The organism is Pseudomonas sp. FW305-3-2-15-C-LB1 (assembly GCF_058787615.1).
Genome location: NZ_JBYSZX010000016.1, coordinates 61912 through 78967, shown reverse-complemented (window position 1 = coordinate 78967; position 17056 = coordinate 61912). Strand labels below are relative to the sequence as shown.

The window sequence follows — 17056 nt, the reverse complement described above, 5'->3', positions numbered from 1 at the left end:
GACCTCCCCAGACTGGCCCGCCTAAACCGGACGGCAGATCCAGTGCAAATAACGCCCAAGTCCGGCAAAGCTTGGGTGACGACGGTGAGCGAGTTCCATCTCTACAAGGTCCTGCAAATCCGCACGGGCCTGGAATTCCACCGGCATATAGTCGTGGAACACCCGCACGCCACTTTGGCTTTCGACCTGCCAAAAGCCTTCGAGTTGCGCCGCCAATTCTCGTGGGTCCAGCGGTTGTTGCGGCGTGAGGCTCTGCTTTTCGCCGGCCATGTCATTCTTGCGCATTTTGCGGAAGTGGCCTTTGAGCAGGTTGCGATAGATCAGCGCATCACGGTTGTAGAACGCCAGGGATAGCCACCCACCCGGCGCCGCGAGTTGGTGCAGTACCGGCAGGATTGCATGGGGCTCGGCCAGCCATTCCAGCACGGCATGGCACAGCACCAGGTCGTAGGGTTCGGTGAGCTGGCCGAGCAGGTCTTGCCAGGGCGCATGGATAAACGTCGCGGTCTGCCCCGCCTCGGCGAAACGTTGGCGGGCGCCTTCGAGCATCGGTTCGGCGGGTTCGGCCAGGGTCACCTGATGCCCTTGCTCAGCCAGCCACAACGACATATGGCCCAGGCCCGCGCCAATATCCAGCACACGCAGCGGGCGCTTTGGCAGGGCTTCGGTGAGGTCGGCCTGGAGCACCGCCAGGCGGATCGCGCCTTTGGCACCGCCGTAGATTTTCTCGGCGAAGCGCGTGGCCAACTGGTCGAAATGACGGTCACTCATGGGCAAACCGCCGTTCGCTGTCGGCCAGTTTGGCGTGCACCACTTCGTTCATGTCCAGGCCCAGCTCACTGCACAGCAACAGCAGGTACAGCACGATATCGCCGACTTCCTGCCCGGCATGGGCGAGTTTGTCGGCCGGCAGCTGGCGCGACTGGTCTTCGGTCAGCCATTGGAAGATCTCCACCAGCTCGGCCATTTCCACGCTGGCGGCCATGGCCAGGTTTTTGGGGCTGTGGAACTGCTTCCAGTCGTTGGTATCGCGGATGCGGTGCAGGCGTTCGGTGAGGTGTTCGAGGTTCATGTGGCAGGCTCCTGAAGGTGGATAGCTTCGGGGGGAATGGCCTTCAAGGCAAGTGAACCTTTGGGCCGTCACCGGAGCAAGCCCCCTCCCACCTTTGATAGGCCAACACATCCCAGTGTGGCAGGGGGCTTGCCCTCGATAGCGATCTAATCAACGACGCTGAACTCGACGCGCGCGGTCTGCCCGGCTTCGTCGAGGACACTGAGTTGATAGCGCCCCAGTTGCTCGAAACTGGCATTGATAAAGTCCTGGTTGGCACTGTCGCCCAGGGGCGCGCCGTTAAGGAACCACCAACGCCGGCCGCTGCCGCCCAACGCAGAGAGTTTGAGGCGCAGCGCCTGTTGGCTGGCGGCGGGCAGGCGCAGTTGGTCACCTTCACGCACGCCAACGATGGATAAAGGTGAAGAGGCGGCCAGCGCCGGTGGCGGGCAATCGGGGTCGGCCGCGGGAATGCGCGCTTCGCGGCGTTCGGCCCTGGGCAGCCAAGGCTCCAGGGGCGCGGGCCACAGGGCGATGCTCCTGGGCTCGGCACCGGGGCAACGGGCGTCCACCCGCAAGCCCTTGGCATTGACCCACACACTTTCCATCAAACCCACGCTCAACGGTTGGTCCAACGCCTGCAAAGTGGGTGGCGTGGTGTTGTCCAGGGTCCAGGCAAAGCGCTGGCGGCGGCAGTTGGGATCGCTGCGGTTCATCGGCTGGCCCAGCGGCCAACAGATCGCGGCCACACCGACATTTGCCGGCACCGGCTTGACCGGTGCAGTGATACCGCGCTGGCTGTCGCGGTTGGTCAGCACATCGTGCACCTGCAACATCAGCGGTGCGGCCGAAGCCAGGCCGAACTGGCCCGGCACCGGCGTACCATCCGGGCGGCCGATCCACACGCCGATCAGGTAACGCGGCCCCACACCGATCGCCCAGGCATCGCGAAAGCCGTAGCTGGTGCCGGTCTTCCAGGCCAGCACCGGGCGCTGCACCAACTCGGCACGCGGGTCGCGGTCGGGTCGCGCCTGGCCGCTGAGGATGCGCCGCACAATCCAGGCGGCCCCTGGCGACAATAATGGCCGTTCCCTGAGCGTATCGTCCGGCTGCAAGCGAAGGGTGGCGCTTTTGCCGTCCCGGGCGAAGGCGCTGTAACCACTCACCAGGTCTTCCAGGCGGCTGCCCGCCCCCCCCAGGATCAGCGCCAGGTTCGGCTCGGCCAATGCCGGCAATGCCAGCGGCACGCCGCCGATGCGCATTTCGGCGGCGAACCGCTTCGGCCCATAGGCTTCCAGCAACTGTACCGCCGGGAGGTTGAGCGAGCTGGACAGCGCCGTACTGGCCGGCACTGCACCGGTGAAGCCCATGGAGAAGTTGCCCGGCCGGTAATCGCCATACCGTCGGGGCACGTCCTGCAGCAGGGATTCGGAGTGGATCAGCCCATCGTCCAACGCCATGCCGTACAAAAACGGCTTTAACGTGGAGCCCGGCGAACGCAGGGCACTGATCATGTCCACATGGCCGAAGCGCTTGGCGTCGTTGATATCCACCGAACCGAGGTAGGCCCGCACGGCCATGGTTTCCTCCTCCACCACCAGGATCGCGGCGGAGGTGTGCTCCGGCAAACGCGCGCGCCAGCCCAACAGCAAATCTTCGAGGCGACGTTGCAGGGTGGCGTCCAGGGTGGTGCGGATCAGCGACGGGCTGTCGGGGCGGTTCAGGCGCCGGGCGAGCAAGGGCGCCAGGCTCGGCTCCAGGCGCGGCGCGAGCAACAGCGGTTCTTCCAGGGCCTCATCGACGGCGGCTTGCGGCCACACCTGGAATTCGGCGAGGCGGCGCAGCACTTTGTCGCGGGCGTCCTGGGCGCGTTGGGCGTGGCGGTCCGGACGCAAGCGGCTGGGCGCCTGGGGCAGCACGGCGAGCAAGGCGGCTTCGGCGTGGGTCAGCTGTGACGGCGACTTGCCCAAGTACGCCCAACTGGCGGCGGCCACGCCCTGCAACGTACCGCCAAACGGGGCGCGATTCAGGTAGAGGTTGAGGATTTCTTCCTTGGACAGGTGCCATTCCAGCTGTGCCGTGCGCCACAACTGACGCAATTTGCCGTGGAAAGTGCGCGAATGCGGATCCAGCAAGCGCGCCACCTGCATCGACAAGGTGCTGCCGCCCGACACCACCCGCGCGCCGGTCAGGTTCTGCCAGGTCGCCCGCACCAGCGCCAGCGGATTCACGCCGGGGTGCTGGTAGAACCAACGGTCCTCATAGGTGAGCAGCGCATCCAGGTAATACGGCGACACCTCGCGGGTCTGCACGGGGTAGCGCCACACACCGTTGGCATCGGCAAACCGCCACAACGGCGTGCCATCTTCGGCCAGCACCACCCGCGCCAGGTCATCCTTGGGCAAGGGCAACGGCCAGATGCGGTCGGCCAGCCAGAGCAGGGCGATCACCAACAAAAGGCTGGCCAGGGTCCAGCGGGCAACTAAACGCAAACTCAAACGGGCAAACCTCTATGCTGGTAGGGAACTAGCCTGTTGCAATAACAACCAAAGGCACAGATACGCCCACCTTCTCATCAGGACACACACATGCAGGTAGAAAGCTTTTTCGAATGGTTGGGCCAGGCGCTCGGTTCGGTCATCCGTTTTATCGTCGACGGGCTCAGCGGCCTGTTTGGTGCGCTGACCCATGCCGGTGGCAACTTCATCGATGGCCTGTCCCGCACCTTGGGCATGGATACCTCGATCATCAGCATCCTCACCCTGATCATCGGCCTGATGCTGCTGTACTCGGCGGTGCGCGCCTTCATGCGGGCGTCGATCATCATGGGGATTATCTGGTTGCTGCTGGGCCTGTGGCTTCTGAGCTGGGTCGTCCACTGACCCCAAAACACCGCAAATCACCTGTGGGAGGGGGCTTGCCCCCGATAGCGGTGGGTCAGCTACAGATAAGCTGACTGATCCACCGCCATCGGGGGCAAGCCCCCTCCCACATTGAGGCCCCGTTTTACATTAACGCCCCTTGATCACCAGATCGGTCGGCGTCTCCCCCACCGCCTGCCAGTTCGGCCGGTACATCGACTCCACCTGCGGCGGCGGCACACGATAAGTCCCCGGCGTCACCGCCCGCGCCAGGTACAGCAGGTGCGTGGTACCGGAACCGTCCAGGTTGATCGCTGCCACATAGCGGTCGTCACGGAACTCCTGATGCTTGAGCGAGGCGTTCTGCATCGACTCACGCCATTCCTTCACCTGGCTGCTGGCGTTTTCCAGGCTGGCGGCGCTTTGCGCCAGGTTCTGGTTTTCCACTTCCAGGCCGGCCGGCAGCAAATCTACCACCAGGGCATCCGGCACACGCTGCTTGGCGCTGACCGCCAGGTGCACCAGGACCAGCTCACCGCTGTTGAGGTTGCGCAGGTTCAGCGGCTGGCCGTTCATGCCCAGGTATTCGCGGCGGATGCTCAGGTTGTCGCCGCCGGCAGCCGGGGGCACCTGTGGATAACCCGAGATCGTCAATTGCTGGTACACCGGCGTCTCGCCCTGATTGCTCAAGGTCAGATCGCTGGACAGCAGCTTGCCTTCCAGCTCCAGCGTCGATTGCTGATTGTTCAACTCCTGCACGCCGCCACTGCCAGTGAGCGACACCTGCCAGTTCGCATCCGGCCTGGCAAACCCGAGGCGCCCCGCCAGGAACAGCGAGTTGCGCTCCTGGGTCGACAGATACGGGCTGGCCGCCAGTTGATCCGACAGCGTAAACAAACGCTCCTCACGCTTGCCCTTGGCCAGGTCGTTCTCTTCCAGCAGGGCCAGGATCATTGCCTGGTCGCGCAATGGGCTGCCGTAGTCGGCCAGCCACTCGTTGGCGTTACGCTGCGCCGCCAGCCCAGCGAGCAAGGCCTGGTCCGCACGCGGCTGGTCGCCCATCTTCTGCAGCGCGATAGCCAACTGCACCAGCGGCAAACCGGAGCGCGCATCGCTGCGTCGATCGAAGATACTGCGCAGCGCCCCCAACGGCGCCTGCTGACTGCGCGCCAGCACCATGCCGGCGTAGGCCTGTACGGCGAAGCGCGTATGGTCGGCGTTATCGCTGTAGTCGACGTCGATCAGATTGCGTTCCTGCACGTAGCGCAACAGGCGCTCGCTGGCTTTCTTCAACGCTTCAGGCGGCACGGCAAAACCCTGGTCGCGGGCACGCAGCAGGAAGTCGGTGACGTAGGCCGTCAGCCAGTATTCTTCTTCGCCATCGGCGCCCCACAACCCGAAGCTGCCGTTGTAGCGCTGCATGCCCAGCAGGCGCTCGATGCCCAACTCGATCTTGCGTTTACGCTCACTGTCCGACTCACCCTTGATCGACAGGCGCTTGAGCAGCGCATCGTCGGCATACAGCGACGGGTACAGGCCGCTCGCGGTCTGTTCCAGGCAACCATAGGGGTAGGCCTTGAGTGCGCTGATCTGAGCACCCAGGTTCAGCGGCGGCCGGCTCGACAGGCTCAACAGTGCCTGGCGCCCCGATGAATCGAACTGATCGAGCGTGCCCGCCGGCAGGCTCCACGGCTGATCCTTGAGCACCGCGCGGTAATGCTTGAGCAGTGCCGGGTACGCCGGGCGCACGCCCAATGTCCATTCGCGAGTGAACGGCGGCAGGTTTTCACCCGGCAAGTCCAGCCCGTTCACGGTGACCTTGACCTTGCCCTGCCCCAAACCACCCCAGGCCTTCACCGGGATGCGCAGGGTGGTGCGCTGGCCTTGTTTCAACTCGACGGTCTGCGCGCCAGCGTTGACCAACTCCAACTGCCCTTCGGCGCTCAGTTGCACATCCAGCTTCTGAGCCTTGCCCGACAGGTTGGACAGGTCCAGCGCCAAGGTGGTCTGGTCACCACCGGCCAGGAAACGCGGCGCCGACAGCTCCGCAATCAAAGGCGCGGCGATCACCGTCTTGGCTTCGGCCATGCCGTAGCGGTCGTCGCTCCAGGCCTGGGCCATCAGGCGCAGTTCGCCGTTGAAGTCCGGGATATTGACGCTGACTTCGCCCTCGCCCTGCTCGTTCAGGGTCACCGGCGCACTTTGCAGGGCGACGATGGTCACGCTGGTGTCCGGGCGCTTGCCGCCCTTGGCCAGCGCGGCGTCACCGCCGAATGCCAGGCTGGCCAAGCGCCCCTGCCCGGCTTCGATCAACTGGCCGTAGATGTCGAACTGGTCCACGCCATAAGCCTTGCGGCCGAACAGGCTGGAGTAAGGGTCCGGCGTCGGGTATTCGGTAATGTTCAAGATGCCCACGTCCACCGCTGCCACCAGCACGTGCACCTGTTTCGGCACGCTGCCATCGGCGTTTTTCGCAGCGACTTTCACCGTCAGCGGCTGTTTGGGACGCATTTTTTCCGGCGCGGCCAGGGTCACGCCGAGTTTACGCTGGGTGCGATCCAACGGCAGGTGCAGCAGGCCCACGGCACGTTTGGGCGTGATGTTGGCTTTGCGCTCGCCAGGGCGAATCACCAGGGCACTGACGTACAGGTCATGGCGCGACCACTTCGGGTCGAGCTTCACGGCGAAGCTTTTGCCCTCGGCCGGTACATCGATTTCCTGCCACCACAGCGGCCCTTCGGCGGACTCCACCAGCAGGTAGCCTTTGCCGGCAGCGGGCGGGGTGACGGTGACGTTGGCGGTATCGCCGTCGCCATAGGCCGGTTTGTCCAGCGCCAGCTTGACCTGGTCGGGGCGTACGGCGCCGCCTTCGGTGTTGTCCTGGGCCTGGTAGCCGGCCCAGAAGCGCAAGCTGCTGACCAGGCCGGTCTGCGGGTCTTCCACTTCGACGCGGTAAGGGCCCCACTCCACCTGGAAGCTGACCTTGGCCGTATCGCCGGCCTTGATGTTCAGGGTCTGCTCGTCGAGGTTGAGGAATTTCTCGTTGAAGTGGTAGCTCCAGCCGTCGTTCTCGGAGTAGTTCCAGTAGTAGTCACGGCGCTCGCGCACCAGGCGCACCTTGAGGTTCTGCGCGGCGAGCTTCTGCCCGTCCTGGTTGGCCAGCAGCACTTCGAATTCCGCCGGGCCATCGCCATTGGTTTCCTTGCCGTCAAACAAGCCGCGCAGGCCCGGCAGTTGCTCGGCCGGCCAGATCGGCTGTACCAGGCGCCGAGTGATCGGCCGCCCGCCCGACTCGTGCAGGCTGGCTTGCACGATCAGTTGCAGCGGCGACTTGGCCTCGGCCCACTTGCTTTCCAGGGTCAGTGCTTCCTGCCCCTTGGCATCGAGCACGCTTTCGTCCAGTTCGAAATCCTGGCTCAGCTCTTCTTCGGTGACAGAGCCGAACTGATAGCCCGGCAGCGACTTGACCGCTTCGCGCAACGGCCGCACATAAACCTGCCCGCTGACCCGGTTGCCCGATGCCGGCGCACCGTAGAGATAGCGCCCGGTGACTTGAATCACCGGGTTATCCGCCGGGCTCAATGCGGTATCGCTGCCCTTGAGTTCCAGCGCCAGGCGCTCGGGCAGGAAGTCTTCGACGAGAAATTCATACAGCTGCGGCTTGCCGTCGCCCAGGTCGAACACCAGCTGCCAGCGCCCGGTTGGCGCTTCGCCAGCCAATTGCAGTTGATATTGATAGAGACCGGAGGCGTCGGCATCCCACACGAATTTGCGGCTCACCTGCTCATCCGGGCGACGCACTTCGACGCTCACCGGTTGCGGTTTGACGGCATTGCCATCCTTGTCGCGCAGCAGGGCGTTGAGCAGCACGGTTTCGCCGGGGCGATACAGGTCACGCGGGCCAAAGACGAAAAACTGCAAGGGGTGGGACGGTTGCCCGCCGATATCGAACTCGGCCAGGTCCAATGCGGCACTGTCCAGGCGCAGCATGCTGGTCTGCTCGCCCTGCTTGGCCAGCAACACCTGGGCCTTTTTCGGCAACGGCAACTCGGCGTGGCCGCCCTTCTCGGTCTTGCCCTGACCGACCACACGCCCCTCGGCGTCGAGCACCTCGAGGTCGACACCGTCCAGCGCCTTGCCGCCATCCAACGCCTGGGTGAACACATCCAGACGATTGGCATAGCGGTGCACAGACAGGCCGATATCGCTCAAGGTGAACAACGTGGCCGGTTGGGAATAGTTATAGGTGCCGGAGGCACGCATTACCGCCAGGTACACGCCCGGCTGCTGCAGTTGCTTGAGGCCGGCGATCGGCAGCAACAGGGTTTCGCGGGTGTTGCGCGCCGGGTTCAGGTCGAAACGGCCGCCGTAGACCAGGTCGGCCAGTGGCAGCAGTTCGCGGGACTCATAGCTCTGCAGGCTGGTGTTGCGCCCCCACTGCGCGAGAAAAGTCGGCAGGGATTCGGGCTTGATGCGGAAGAATTCGACGTCGATCTTGTCGACGTTCAGCGCGATCACCGGCAACCCTTCAGCCAGACGCGTCGGCAGCAAGGTGCCACGGCTGGCGAAGCCGACGGTGGCTTGCAGGTCGCGGGTTTCCAGGCGGGCGCTGTACTCGGCGGCGAGTGTATTGCCGTTGACCGCCTTCACCCCGGCATCCACCGTGAGCACCAGTTTGCGCTGTGGCTCCAGGTGACGCAGGCGCAATTCCATGAGGTTGTCGGAGATTTCCCAGGCGCCATCGACCTTGCCGGACTTGCTGTCCACCAGGTGGAGTTTGTCGGCGAACTTCTGATCGGGATCCAGCGGAATGGAAAAGCTCACGGACAGGGTGCTGGCCCCATCGAGCTGCACTTCGGACACATCCACCACACTCAACTCACGGCCGGCATAACGCTGCTTCAGCGCCGCCACGTCCACCGCCGCCTTGGCCGGTTTGGGTGCAACCGTCGCCGCTGCTGGAGCGGTCGGGGCAGCCGGTTTATCGGAGGAATCGCAGGCGCTCAGCAGGGCCAGCGCACAAGCAAGGAACAGTCCTTTGTTAAGCATGGGGCACTCGTTGTGAGAGGGGTCCGAGGGGTGAACTATATATCAGCCCGCAGGGGGCCGATGTGGTGCTGGTCACATTGACCGACGGAGGGTGGTTTGGTTCTTGAAGGAACGCGAACGGAGCCAAATCCCACAAACGCTGGAGATCCAAATGTGAGAGGGGGCTTGCCCCCGATGGCAGTATGTCAGCCGATACATTTCCAGCTGACAGACCGCTATCGGGGGCAAGCCACCTCCCACATTGGTTCTGCAGTGAGATTAAGGGCCCGTTACAATGCCGCTCCCCCAAGGAGCCCCCATGCCCACCCTACTCACCGACTGGCGCCACCGCCCTACCCACCGCCGCGTCTGGGCCCTGGCCGCGCCGATGATCCTGTCGAATATCTCGGTGCCCCTCGTGGCCCTGGTCGACAGCATGGTCATCGGCCACCTGCCCCACGCCCATCAACTGGGGGCGGTGGCGGTCGGCGCCAGTCTGTATACCTTCCTGGCCTGGGCCATGGGTTTCCTGCGCATGGGCTCAACCGGTTTTGCCGCACAGGCTGCCGGGCGCAATGATGGGGCCGCGCTGCGACAAATCCTCCTGCAGGGCCTGCTACTGGCGTTGGGGTTGGCCATGCTGCTGGGCAGCGTGGGCATTCCGTTCAGCCATCTGGCATTGGAATGGATGCAACCCTCCCCCGAACTCAATCAACTGACCCAGGACTTTTTCCACACGCGCCTGTTCGGCCTGCCTGCCGCCCTTGCCAGCTACGCACTGGTCGGCTGGTTCCTCGGCACGCAGAACGCACGCGCGCCCTTGGCGATCCTGCTGACCACCAACCTGGTCAACATCGCGCTGAACCTGTGGTTTGTGCTGGGCCTGGATTGGGGGGTGGTCGGTTCGGCGCGGGCGTCCGTGATTGCCGAATGGACCGGCGCCTTGCTGGGCCTGGCGATGACGCAAAAAGCCCTGCGCGCCTACCCCGGCCATATCGCCTGGGCGGCGCTGAAACAGTGGGAAAGCTGGCGCCCGCTGCTGGCGGTGAACCGCGACATCTTCATCCGCAGCCTTGCGCTGCAATCGGTGTTTTTCATGATCACGGTGCAAGGTGCACGCCTGGGCGATGCCACCGTGGCGGCCAATGCACTGCTGCTCAACGGCCTGTTGTTGACAGCCCATGCGCTGGACGGCTTGGCCCATGCGGTGGAAGCCTTGTGCGGCCACGCCATCGGCGCCCACGACCGCCAGGCCATGCGACGTTCACTGGTCGTCGCTGGCGGTTGGTCGCTGATTGCCAGCGTCGGCTTTGCCCTGCTGTTCACGGTCTGCGGCCACCTGTTTATCGCCATGCAAACCGATATCCCCAGCGTGCGCGAAACGGCAGATATCTACCTGCCCTACCTGGCCGTATTGCCCTTGATTGCGGTGTGGAGCTATTTGCTCGACGGCTTGTTTATTGGTGCGACACGGGCGCGGGAAATGCGCAATGGGATGCTGTTGACCGTGGTTTCAGTGCTACCGGTTGCCTGGGCATTGCAGGGCCTGGGCAACCACGGGCTGTGGATTACCTTCCTGGTGTTCATGTCGGTGCGCAGTCTGTTGCTTTGGGTCATCGCCAGGCGAATCAATCGGGCGAATGGATGGTTCGACCCTCGTTTGGCACCGCGGTCATATTGGCCGTAACGCAACGAACTCAGATACGCAATCTGGCGCCGGGACAAGCTATTGAGCTGGATATAACCCAGGCAACTGTGTGTACGCTCAATGCGTCAGGGTAGATTGACCTGCCCCATCCGGCGAGGTGACATAGCTCAAATGAAGACCCGTACTCGGCGCTCAAGCCCCACAGCAGGGTAGGGGCGAATGTGCTCGCTCCTACCCTCTCATAGCTTACGACGAAAGATACGACGACCGCGTCAGCCCTAACCGTAGTGCATCCAGGAACTGCGTGCGCTCACTGGCGCTGATCTTCGCGCTCGCACACTTGTCACGGTAGTGCGTCATCAACTCCTCCGGCGACAAGTGCACATAGCGCAGCATGTCTTCGATGGTGTCGTGGGTCTCGATACCGGCGCTGTACACCGAACCGTCTTCACGCTGGTAGATGTTCACCGAATCGGTGTCACCGAACAGGTTGTGCATGTCGCCGAGAATTTCCTGGTAAGCGCCTACCAGGAAGATCCCCAGCAAGTAGTCCTCACCTTCGTTCAAGCCATGAACCGGCAGGCTGGTCTCGATGCTCTGCTCATCGACGTACTGCTTGATCTTGCCGTCGGAGTCGCAGGTCAGGTCTTGCAGTACGGCGCGACGCAGCGGCTCTTCGTCAAGGCGGTGCAGCGGCAGGATCGGCAATACCTGGCCGATGGCCCAGGTGTCCGGCAGGCTCTGGAACACCGAGAAGTTGCAGATGTACTTGTCGGCCAATTTGTCGTTGAGCTCATCCAGCACCTGGCGGTGCGAGCGCTGGCGGGCCTTGAGCGAGTTGTGCAGGCGGCGGCACACGGCGAAGTAGCACTGCTCGGCCAGGGCTTTTTCGGCCAGGGTCAGCTTGCCGTCGGCGTACTGCGTGGCCACGTCGCTCATGTAGTGGGTGGCGCGCCAGTAGGTTTCGGTGACCATCTCGATGTCGGTCGGACCGAGCAGGTCCACCAGCCATTGCACGGTTTCCGGCAGGGCTTCCTTGTTTTCGATGGTCGGGATTTCGTCGTTGTGTTTCTCGACGTCGGTGACCTGCACCACCAGCATGGCGTGGTGGGCGGTCAGGGAACGGCCGCTTTCGGAGAAGATATTCGGGTGCGGCAGGCTCTGCGCGTCGCAGAATTCCTTGAGCATGCCCACGACCACGCCGGCATAGTCATCCATGTCGTAGTTGATCGAACTGGCGTTACGCGAGTGCGTGCCGTCGTAGTCAACGCCCAGGCCGCCGCCCACGTCGATGTGGTCCACCGGCAGGCCGAGGTTGCGCAGCTCGCCGTAGTAACGGATGGCTTCCTTGAAACCGTGCTGGTAGTCGGCCAGGTTGGCGATCTGCGAGCCCATATGGAAGTGCAACAGGCGGATGCCCTGGTCCAGGCCGGCCGCACGGAAGCGCTCGACCACGGACAGCAGTTGCGCCGCCGACAGACCGAATTTGGATTTCTCGCCACCGGTGTCCGCCCACTTGCTCGACGCCAGGGAAGACAAACGCACACGCAGGCCAACCTGTGGCTTGACCTTGAGGCTGGCGGCTTCTTCGATCACCAGCTCAACTTCGGATTCTTTCTCGATCACGATGAACACGTTGTGGCCGAGCTTCTGGCCCATCAGCGCGAGGCGGATGAATTCGCGGTCCTTGTAACCGTTGCAGACGATGGTGCCGCCCTTGGGAGCCAGGGCCAGCACGGCCAGCAGCTCGGGCTTGGAGCCGGCTTCCAGGCCGATGGACACGTTCTGGGTGGCGATGATGTTCTCGATCACCGCCTCCTGCTGGTTCACCTTGATCGGGTACAACGCGGTGTACTTGCTCTGGTATTCCAGGCGTTCGATGTTCGAATCGAAAGCACCGGTCAGTTGGCGTACACGGTCTTGCAGGATGTCGGGGAAGCGCACCAGCAACGGCAACGACAGGCCGCTCTTGCGCAGCTCGTCGACTTGCTCGTACAGGTCGACGGGCGTGCTGTTCGGGCCGTTCGGACGAACTTCAACGCGACCGGCTTCATTGATCGCGAAATACCCGGCCCCCCAATGGCGGATCCCGTAAACACTGCGGCTGTCCGCAACTGTCCATTGGCTGCCATCGTCTTTGCGTGTGCGTCGTACGGACATCGAAGTCCCCTATAAATGAAGGCGAAAGCGCCGCCTCTGGTTGAGGCTGGCGCAGTCTAAAGAATGAAAATGACGATTTGCCTGCGTGCAAGGTAGGACCCCGCGCGCAGGACAGAGTTTAGACACAGGTCGGGAAGAGGCTTTCAGCCGCCGGACTTCTTGGCCTTGTACCCGAGCTTGATCAGCTCGGCCAACAGCAACTCGACGTGATCGCCCTGAATCTCGATAACGCCGTCTTTCAACGCGCCACCGGTGCCACAGCGCTTTTTCAGCGTGGTGGCGAGCTCCTTCAGCGCGTCTTCGGCCAGCGGCACGCCGGTGATGGTGGTCACCGTCTTGCCGCCACGGCCTTTGCTCTCGCGTCGCACGCGGGCAATGCCGTCGCCTTCGGGAATCAGGGTCTGTTTGCAGGTGCAAGCGTCCACGGGCTGACGACAGTCCGGGCAGTGTCGACCTGCGTCGGTGGAAAATACCAGGCCACCAAGGGCGGCGAAGGATGCGGCTTTTTTGGCCACCGGCAATCCTCTTGGGAGGATGAAGACTGATCGATCAGACTGACCGACCGCGAAGCCCCACTCAGGCAGGGGCAGCGCTACCGAGCCGCCAAGGCGGTTCGGGTGAAAAGTCGCGCAGTGTAACCACAAAAAGCCGACTTGCTAAGAGCCAAATGGCGCCAATTTATGCAACTTTAGCGACGTGAGGCCAGATAGCGGCGCAAGCCTTCCTGGGCGTCCGGGCAGTACGGCTTTTGCTCAGCCTCCTGCAGGACGGTGTCGATAGGTAAAAAGCGCGCTTCCATGACCTCTTCCGGCTGCAGACGCAGCGGCCCGTCCCACACGGCTGAGTAGGATTTGCACCAGAGCCGGCTATCGCCATCTTCGAAGTAGAAGTGGTCATGTTCGACCAACGCCACCCCACTGACCCCAAGCTCTTCTTCCAGCTCACGGGCTGCCGACGCGGCATAGGACTCACCCGCCGCCACCATCCCGCCTGCCGCCGTGTCCCAGTAACCGGGATACAGGGCTTTGCTCAAGGTGCGCCGATGCACACACAACTCACCGGCGCTATTGAAAAGAAAGATAAAGGTGCAACGGCCGATCAGGCCGCGCTGGCGCAGGTCCGACCTGACAAGGTCGCCGAGCAGGTTGTCATGCTCATCGACCCAGCAGATCAGTTCAGCGTCGGAAGCCGCACGGTGGGCGGCCTCCTTTTGAGTAGCGTCCATCATCAACCCTGGTTGAGGAGCTGACGCAAGTCGATCACTGCAGCGTTTGCCCGGGAAATGTAATTGGCCATCACCAGCGAATGGTTCGCCAGTACGCCGAAGCCACTGCCATTAAGAATCATAGGACTCCACACCGGTTCCTGCGAGGCTTCCAGCTCACGAATGATCTGGCGCACGCTGACGGTGGCGTTTTTCTTGGCCAATACGTCGGCAAAGTCCACTTCGATGGCGCGCAACAGGTGGGACAAGGCCCAGGCCTGGCCACGGGCTTCGTAGAACACGTTGTCGATCTGCATCCATGGAGTTTCCACCACTTCTTCATCGACCTGCGGCACTTCACCCGGCGCCAGCGCTTCGGTTTTCAGCGCAGTGTTCAGCTTCACGCGGCCCACACTGGCCGACAGGCGTTGCGACAGCGAGCCCAGGCGGGTGGCGACATCGCCCAGCCAGTTGTTCAGGTTGTCGGCCCGCGCATAGAACAACGCGCCTTTCTGGTTCGGGTCGGACAGGCGCGCTTCATAGCGGCTCAGGGAGTTGATGCCTTCCTGGTATTCGGACTCGCTGGATGGCAGCACCCAGCTCTTGTTATCGAAGTTGAAGCGCGGCTCGGCCTTGGCCAAGTCGGCGTCTTCGGCCGACTGCGACTGCGAGCGGGCGAAATCCTTACGCAGGGCGCGGGTCAGGTCGCGCACCTGCACCAGCACGCCGTATTCCCAGCTCGGCATGTTGTCCATCCACAGGCCTGGCGGGAAGCGGTCGTTGGAAATGTAGCCACCCGGCTTGTTCAGCAAGGTGCCAACCACCGTCTTGAGGGTTTCGACGGTGGTAAAGCCCACCACCATCTGCTTGCCGTCTTTTTCGGCGGCAATCTGCGCGTTCTGCTGGACCGGGAACAGCGCCGGCTCTTCGCTCCAGTACCAGCCCAAGGCGCCTGTGACCAACAGGTACAGGCCGAGCACACTGAGCACGGCACGGCTCATCAGCAGGGTACGAAAATAGCTGCGGTTGGCCGACTTGGGCTCAGGGGCGGGGCCTTTGGCGCTGCCTGCACGGTTTTTCCAGTCCAGCATGGCGATATCCTTTCAATCACTTGAGTTCATGCACTTGAATTGATGGCGTGCGTTCAAACACTCCGACCACAACCCTACCCCATCGTGCCCGCCCGTGCGGGGCTTTTCGCCAAACTGGCGCACAGAGGGTGTTCGACTATAAAGAATGCACGCTTTTTACGCCGCGCGACCAGCGGGTCAGCAACTGAATACTCCGCACGTACAGTTTATTGACGTATGACACTCATCCCACGGGAAAGAGGTGCTAGCATAGAGCCATCAGTCGACCTCAGCATGCACCCTCACTAGTAGTCAGGATATGACCGAGCCAGAAGACCCCAGCCGTGAGCGCCTAAAGCAGCATTTTGCCCAGCGGGTAATTCATCAGGCACGTCAAATTCTTGAGATCTGGCAGCGCCTGCAACGCAGCGAGTGGTCCGGCACCGACCTTTCCGAACTCAGCGAGGCCAATCTGCGCCTGCTGCGCTTTGCCGAACGCTTCGAACAGCCGGAACACAGCCAGTTGGCGCAGCACATCGGCGAATCCCTCAAGGCCGTGGACGAAAACCGCGGGCGCCTGAGCAGCCAACTGATCACCGAACTCAACCGCCTGATGCAACGCCTGTCCCGCACCGGGCTGCGCCAGGGCGACCAGCTTGAGCAAACCTTCCTGCCGCCGATGCGCAAGCCGATCTACGTGATGCTGGCTGATCACGACCGTGCCGAGCGCCTGGCCAAGCAGTTGGAGTTCTTTGGCATGAGCGCCCAGTCCCTGGACAGTGTCGCGGCGTTTCGCGCGTCGATGGCCGAGCGCCTGCCGTCGGCGATTGTGATGGACGTGGACTTCTGCGGTGCCGGCCTGGGCCTCAAGCTCGCCGCCGAGGCCCAGGAAGGCCTGGAGCAGAAGCTGCCACTGCTGTTTTTCAGCCTGCACGAAACCGACACCCCGACCCGCCTCGCCGCCGTGCGCGCCGGAGGCCAGGAATTCCTCACCGGTACGCTGGAAGCCTCCAGCTTGCTGGAAAAGATCGAAGTGCTGACCTGCGTCGCCCAGTACGAGCCGTATAAAGTGCTGATCATCGACGACTCGCGGGCCCAGGCGCTGCACACCGAACGGCTGCTCAACAGCGCCGGTATCGTCACCCGCACCTTGATCGAGCCGATCCAGGCAATGGCCGAGCTGGCGGACTTCCAGCCCGACCTGATCATCCTCGACATGTATATGCCCGCCTGTACCGGCACCGAACTGGCCAAGGTCATCCGCCATAACGACCGTTACGTCAGCGTGCCGATCATTTACCTGTCGGCCGAAGACGACCTGGACAAGCAACTGGACGCCATGAGCGAAGGCGGCGATGACTTCCTCACCAAGCCGATCAAGCCGCGCCACCTGATCACCACCGTGCGCAACCGTGCGGCGCGGGCGCGCAACCTCAAGGCGCGGATGGTGCGCGACAGCCTGACCGGCCTGTACAACCACACCCATATCCTGCAACTGCTCGAAGACTGCAGCTTCCGCGCACGCCGCGAGAACAAGCCGCTGAGCTTCGCCATGCTCGACATCGACCACTTCAAGCGGGTCAACGACAGCCACGGCCACCCCATGGGCGACCGCGTGATCAAGAGCCTGGCGCTGTTTCTCAAGCAGCGCCTGCGCAAGACCGACTACATCGGGCGCTACGGCGGTGAAGAATTCGCCATTGTGATGCCTGACACCGATTTGGAAGCCGCCTGCAAAGTATTGGATGAAATCCGTGGGCGCTTTGCCGAAATCCATTACCCGGCCCAACCCCAGGATTTGTGGTGCACCTTCAGCGCCGGGGTGGTGGAGCTGCGCGACGGCTCCGACAGCCTGATGATGGCCGCCCAGGCCGACGAGGCGCTGTACCGCGCCAAGGACGCGGGACGCAATCGCGTACAACCCGCACGCGCATCAAAGCAAAGTGCCATCTTTTCACCGGAATCCACTGAATCCGTCATAACGCTGTAATGGAAACGCAATAACTTCAGGCACTTATCTTTTGCTGTCGGTTG

The 17056-nt window shown here is 63.0% G+C and carries 11 protein-coding genes; 3 read left to right on the top strand and 8 right to left on the bottom strand.

The window, feature by feature from the left end; genetic code table 11:
- Positions 1 to 21: 21 nt before the first annotated feature.
- From AC3WP7_RS24670 to pbpC, 3 genes are all read right to left on the bottom strand, one after another.
- Positions 22 to 771, bottom strand: a complete 750-nt coding sequence (locus AC3WP7_RS24670; protein WP_102593278.1) for a methyltransferase — start codon at positions 769 to 771, stop codon at positions 22 to 24.
- Positions 764 to 1072, bottom strand: a complete 309-nt coding sequence (locus tag AC3WP7_RS24665; protein ID WP_093514656.1) for a MazG-like family protein — start codon at positions 1070 to 1072, stop codon at positions 764 to 766. Before AC3WP7_RS24665 ends, AC3WP7_RS24670 begins: the two co-directional genes overlap by 8 nt.
- 146 nt (positions 1073 to 1218) lie before the next feature.
- Positions 1219 to 3549 carry a peptidoglycan glycosyltransferase PbpC gene (gene pbpC / locus AC3WP7_RS24660; protein WP_102593277.1) on the bottom strand — a complete coding sequence of 777 codons (2331 nt, stop codon included), beginning with the start codon at positions 3547 to 3549 and terminating at the stop codon, positions 1219 to 1221.
- Positions 3550 to 3639: 90 nt separating this feature from the next.
- On the opposite strand from pbpC, the gene AC3WP7_RS24655 reads away from it, so the two are divergent.
- Positions 3640 to 3933 carry a hypothetical protein gene (locus tag AC3WP7_RS24655; protein WP_071491590.1) on the top strand — a complete coding sequence of 98 codons (294 nt, stop codon included), beginning with the start codon at positions 3640 to 3642 and terminating at the stop codon, positions 3931 to 3933.
- 129 nt (positions 3934 to 4062) lie between these two features.
- Here AC3WP7_RS24655 and AC3WP7_RS24650 read toward each other — a convergent pair whose 3' ends face one another.
- Positions 4063 to 8961: an alpha-2-macroglobulin family protein gene (locus AC3WP7_RS24650; protein ID WP_102593276.1), complete on the bottom strand. Its 4899-nt coding sequence runs from the start codon at positions 8959 to 8961 to the stop codon at positions 4063 to 4065.
- 298 nt (positions 8962 to 9259) lie between these two features.
- Between AC3WP7_RS24650 and AC3WP7_RS24645 the strand changes: the two genes are divergently transcribed.
- Positions 9260 to 10627: an MATE family efflux transporter gene (locus AC3WP7_RS24645; protein WP_102591569.1), complete on the top strand. Its 1368-nt coding sequence runs from the start codon at positions 9260 to 9262 to the stop codon at positions 10625 to 10627.
- Positions 10628 to 10834: 207 nt separating this feature from the next.
- Here AC3WP7_RS24645 and speA read toward each other — a convergent pair whose 3' ends face one another.
- From speA to AC3WP7_RS24625, 4 genes are all read right to left on the bottom strand, one after another.
- Positions 10835 to 12748: an arginine decarboxylase gene (speA, locus tag AC3WP7_RS24640; protein ID WP_071491593.1), complete on the bottom strand. Its 1914-nt coding sequence runs from the start codon at positions 12746 to 12748 to the stop codon at positions 10835 to 10837.
- A 143-nt stretch (positions 12749 to 12891) separates the two neighbouring features.
- Positions 12892 to 13263, bottom strand: coding sequence for a translation initiation factor Sui1 (locus tag AC3WP7_RS24635; protein ID WP_017849660.1), 372 nt, complete (start codon positions 13261 to 13263; stop codon positions 12892 to 12894).
- 173 nt (positions 13264 to 13436) lie between these two features.
- Positions 13437 to 13973, bottom strand: a complete 537-nt coding sequence (locus tag AC3WP7_RS24630; RefSeq protein WP_093128483.1) for an NUDIX hydrolase — start codon at positions 13971 to 13973, stop codon at positions 13437 to 13439.
- A gap of 2 nt (positions 13974 to 13975) precedes the next feature.
- Positions 13976 to 14953 carry a DUF2333 family protein gene (locus AC3WP7_RS24625; protein ID WP_371322043.1) on the bottom strand — a complete coding sequence of 326 codons (978 nt, stop codon included), beginning with the start codon at positions 14951 to 14953 and terminating at the stop codon, positions 13976 to 13978.
- 388 nt (positions 14954 to 15341) lie between these two features.
- On the opposite strand from AC3WP7_RS24625, the gene AC3WP7_RS24620 reads away from it, so the two are divergent.
- A complete protein-coding gene (locus AC3WP7_RS24620; RefSeq protein WP_102591568.1) occupies positions 15342 to 17012 on the top strand; it encodes a response regulator in 1671 nt (556 codons plus the stop codon).
- Positions 17013 to 17056: the final 44 nt, after the last annotated feature.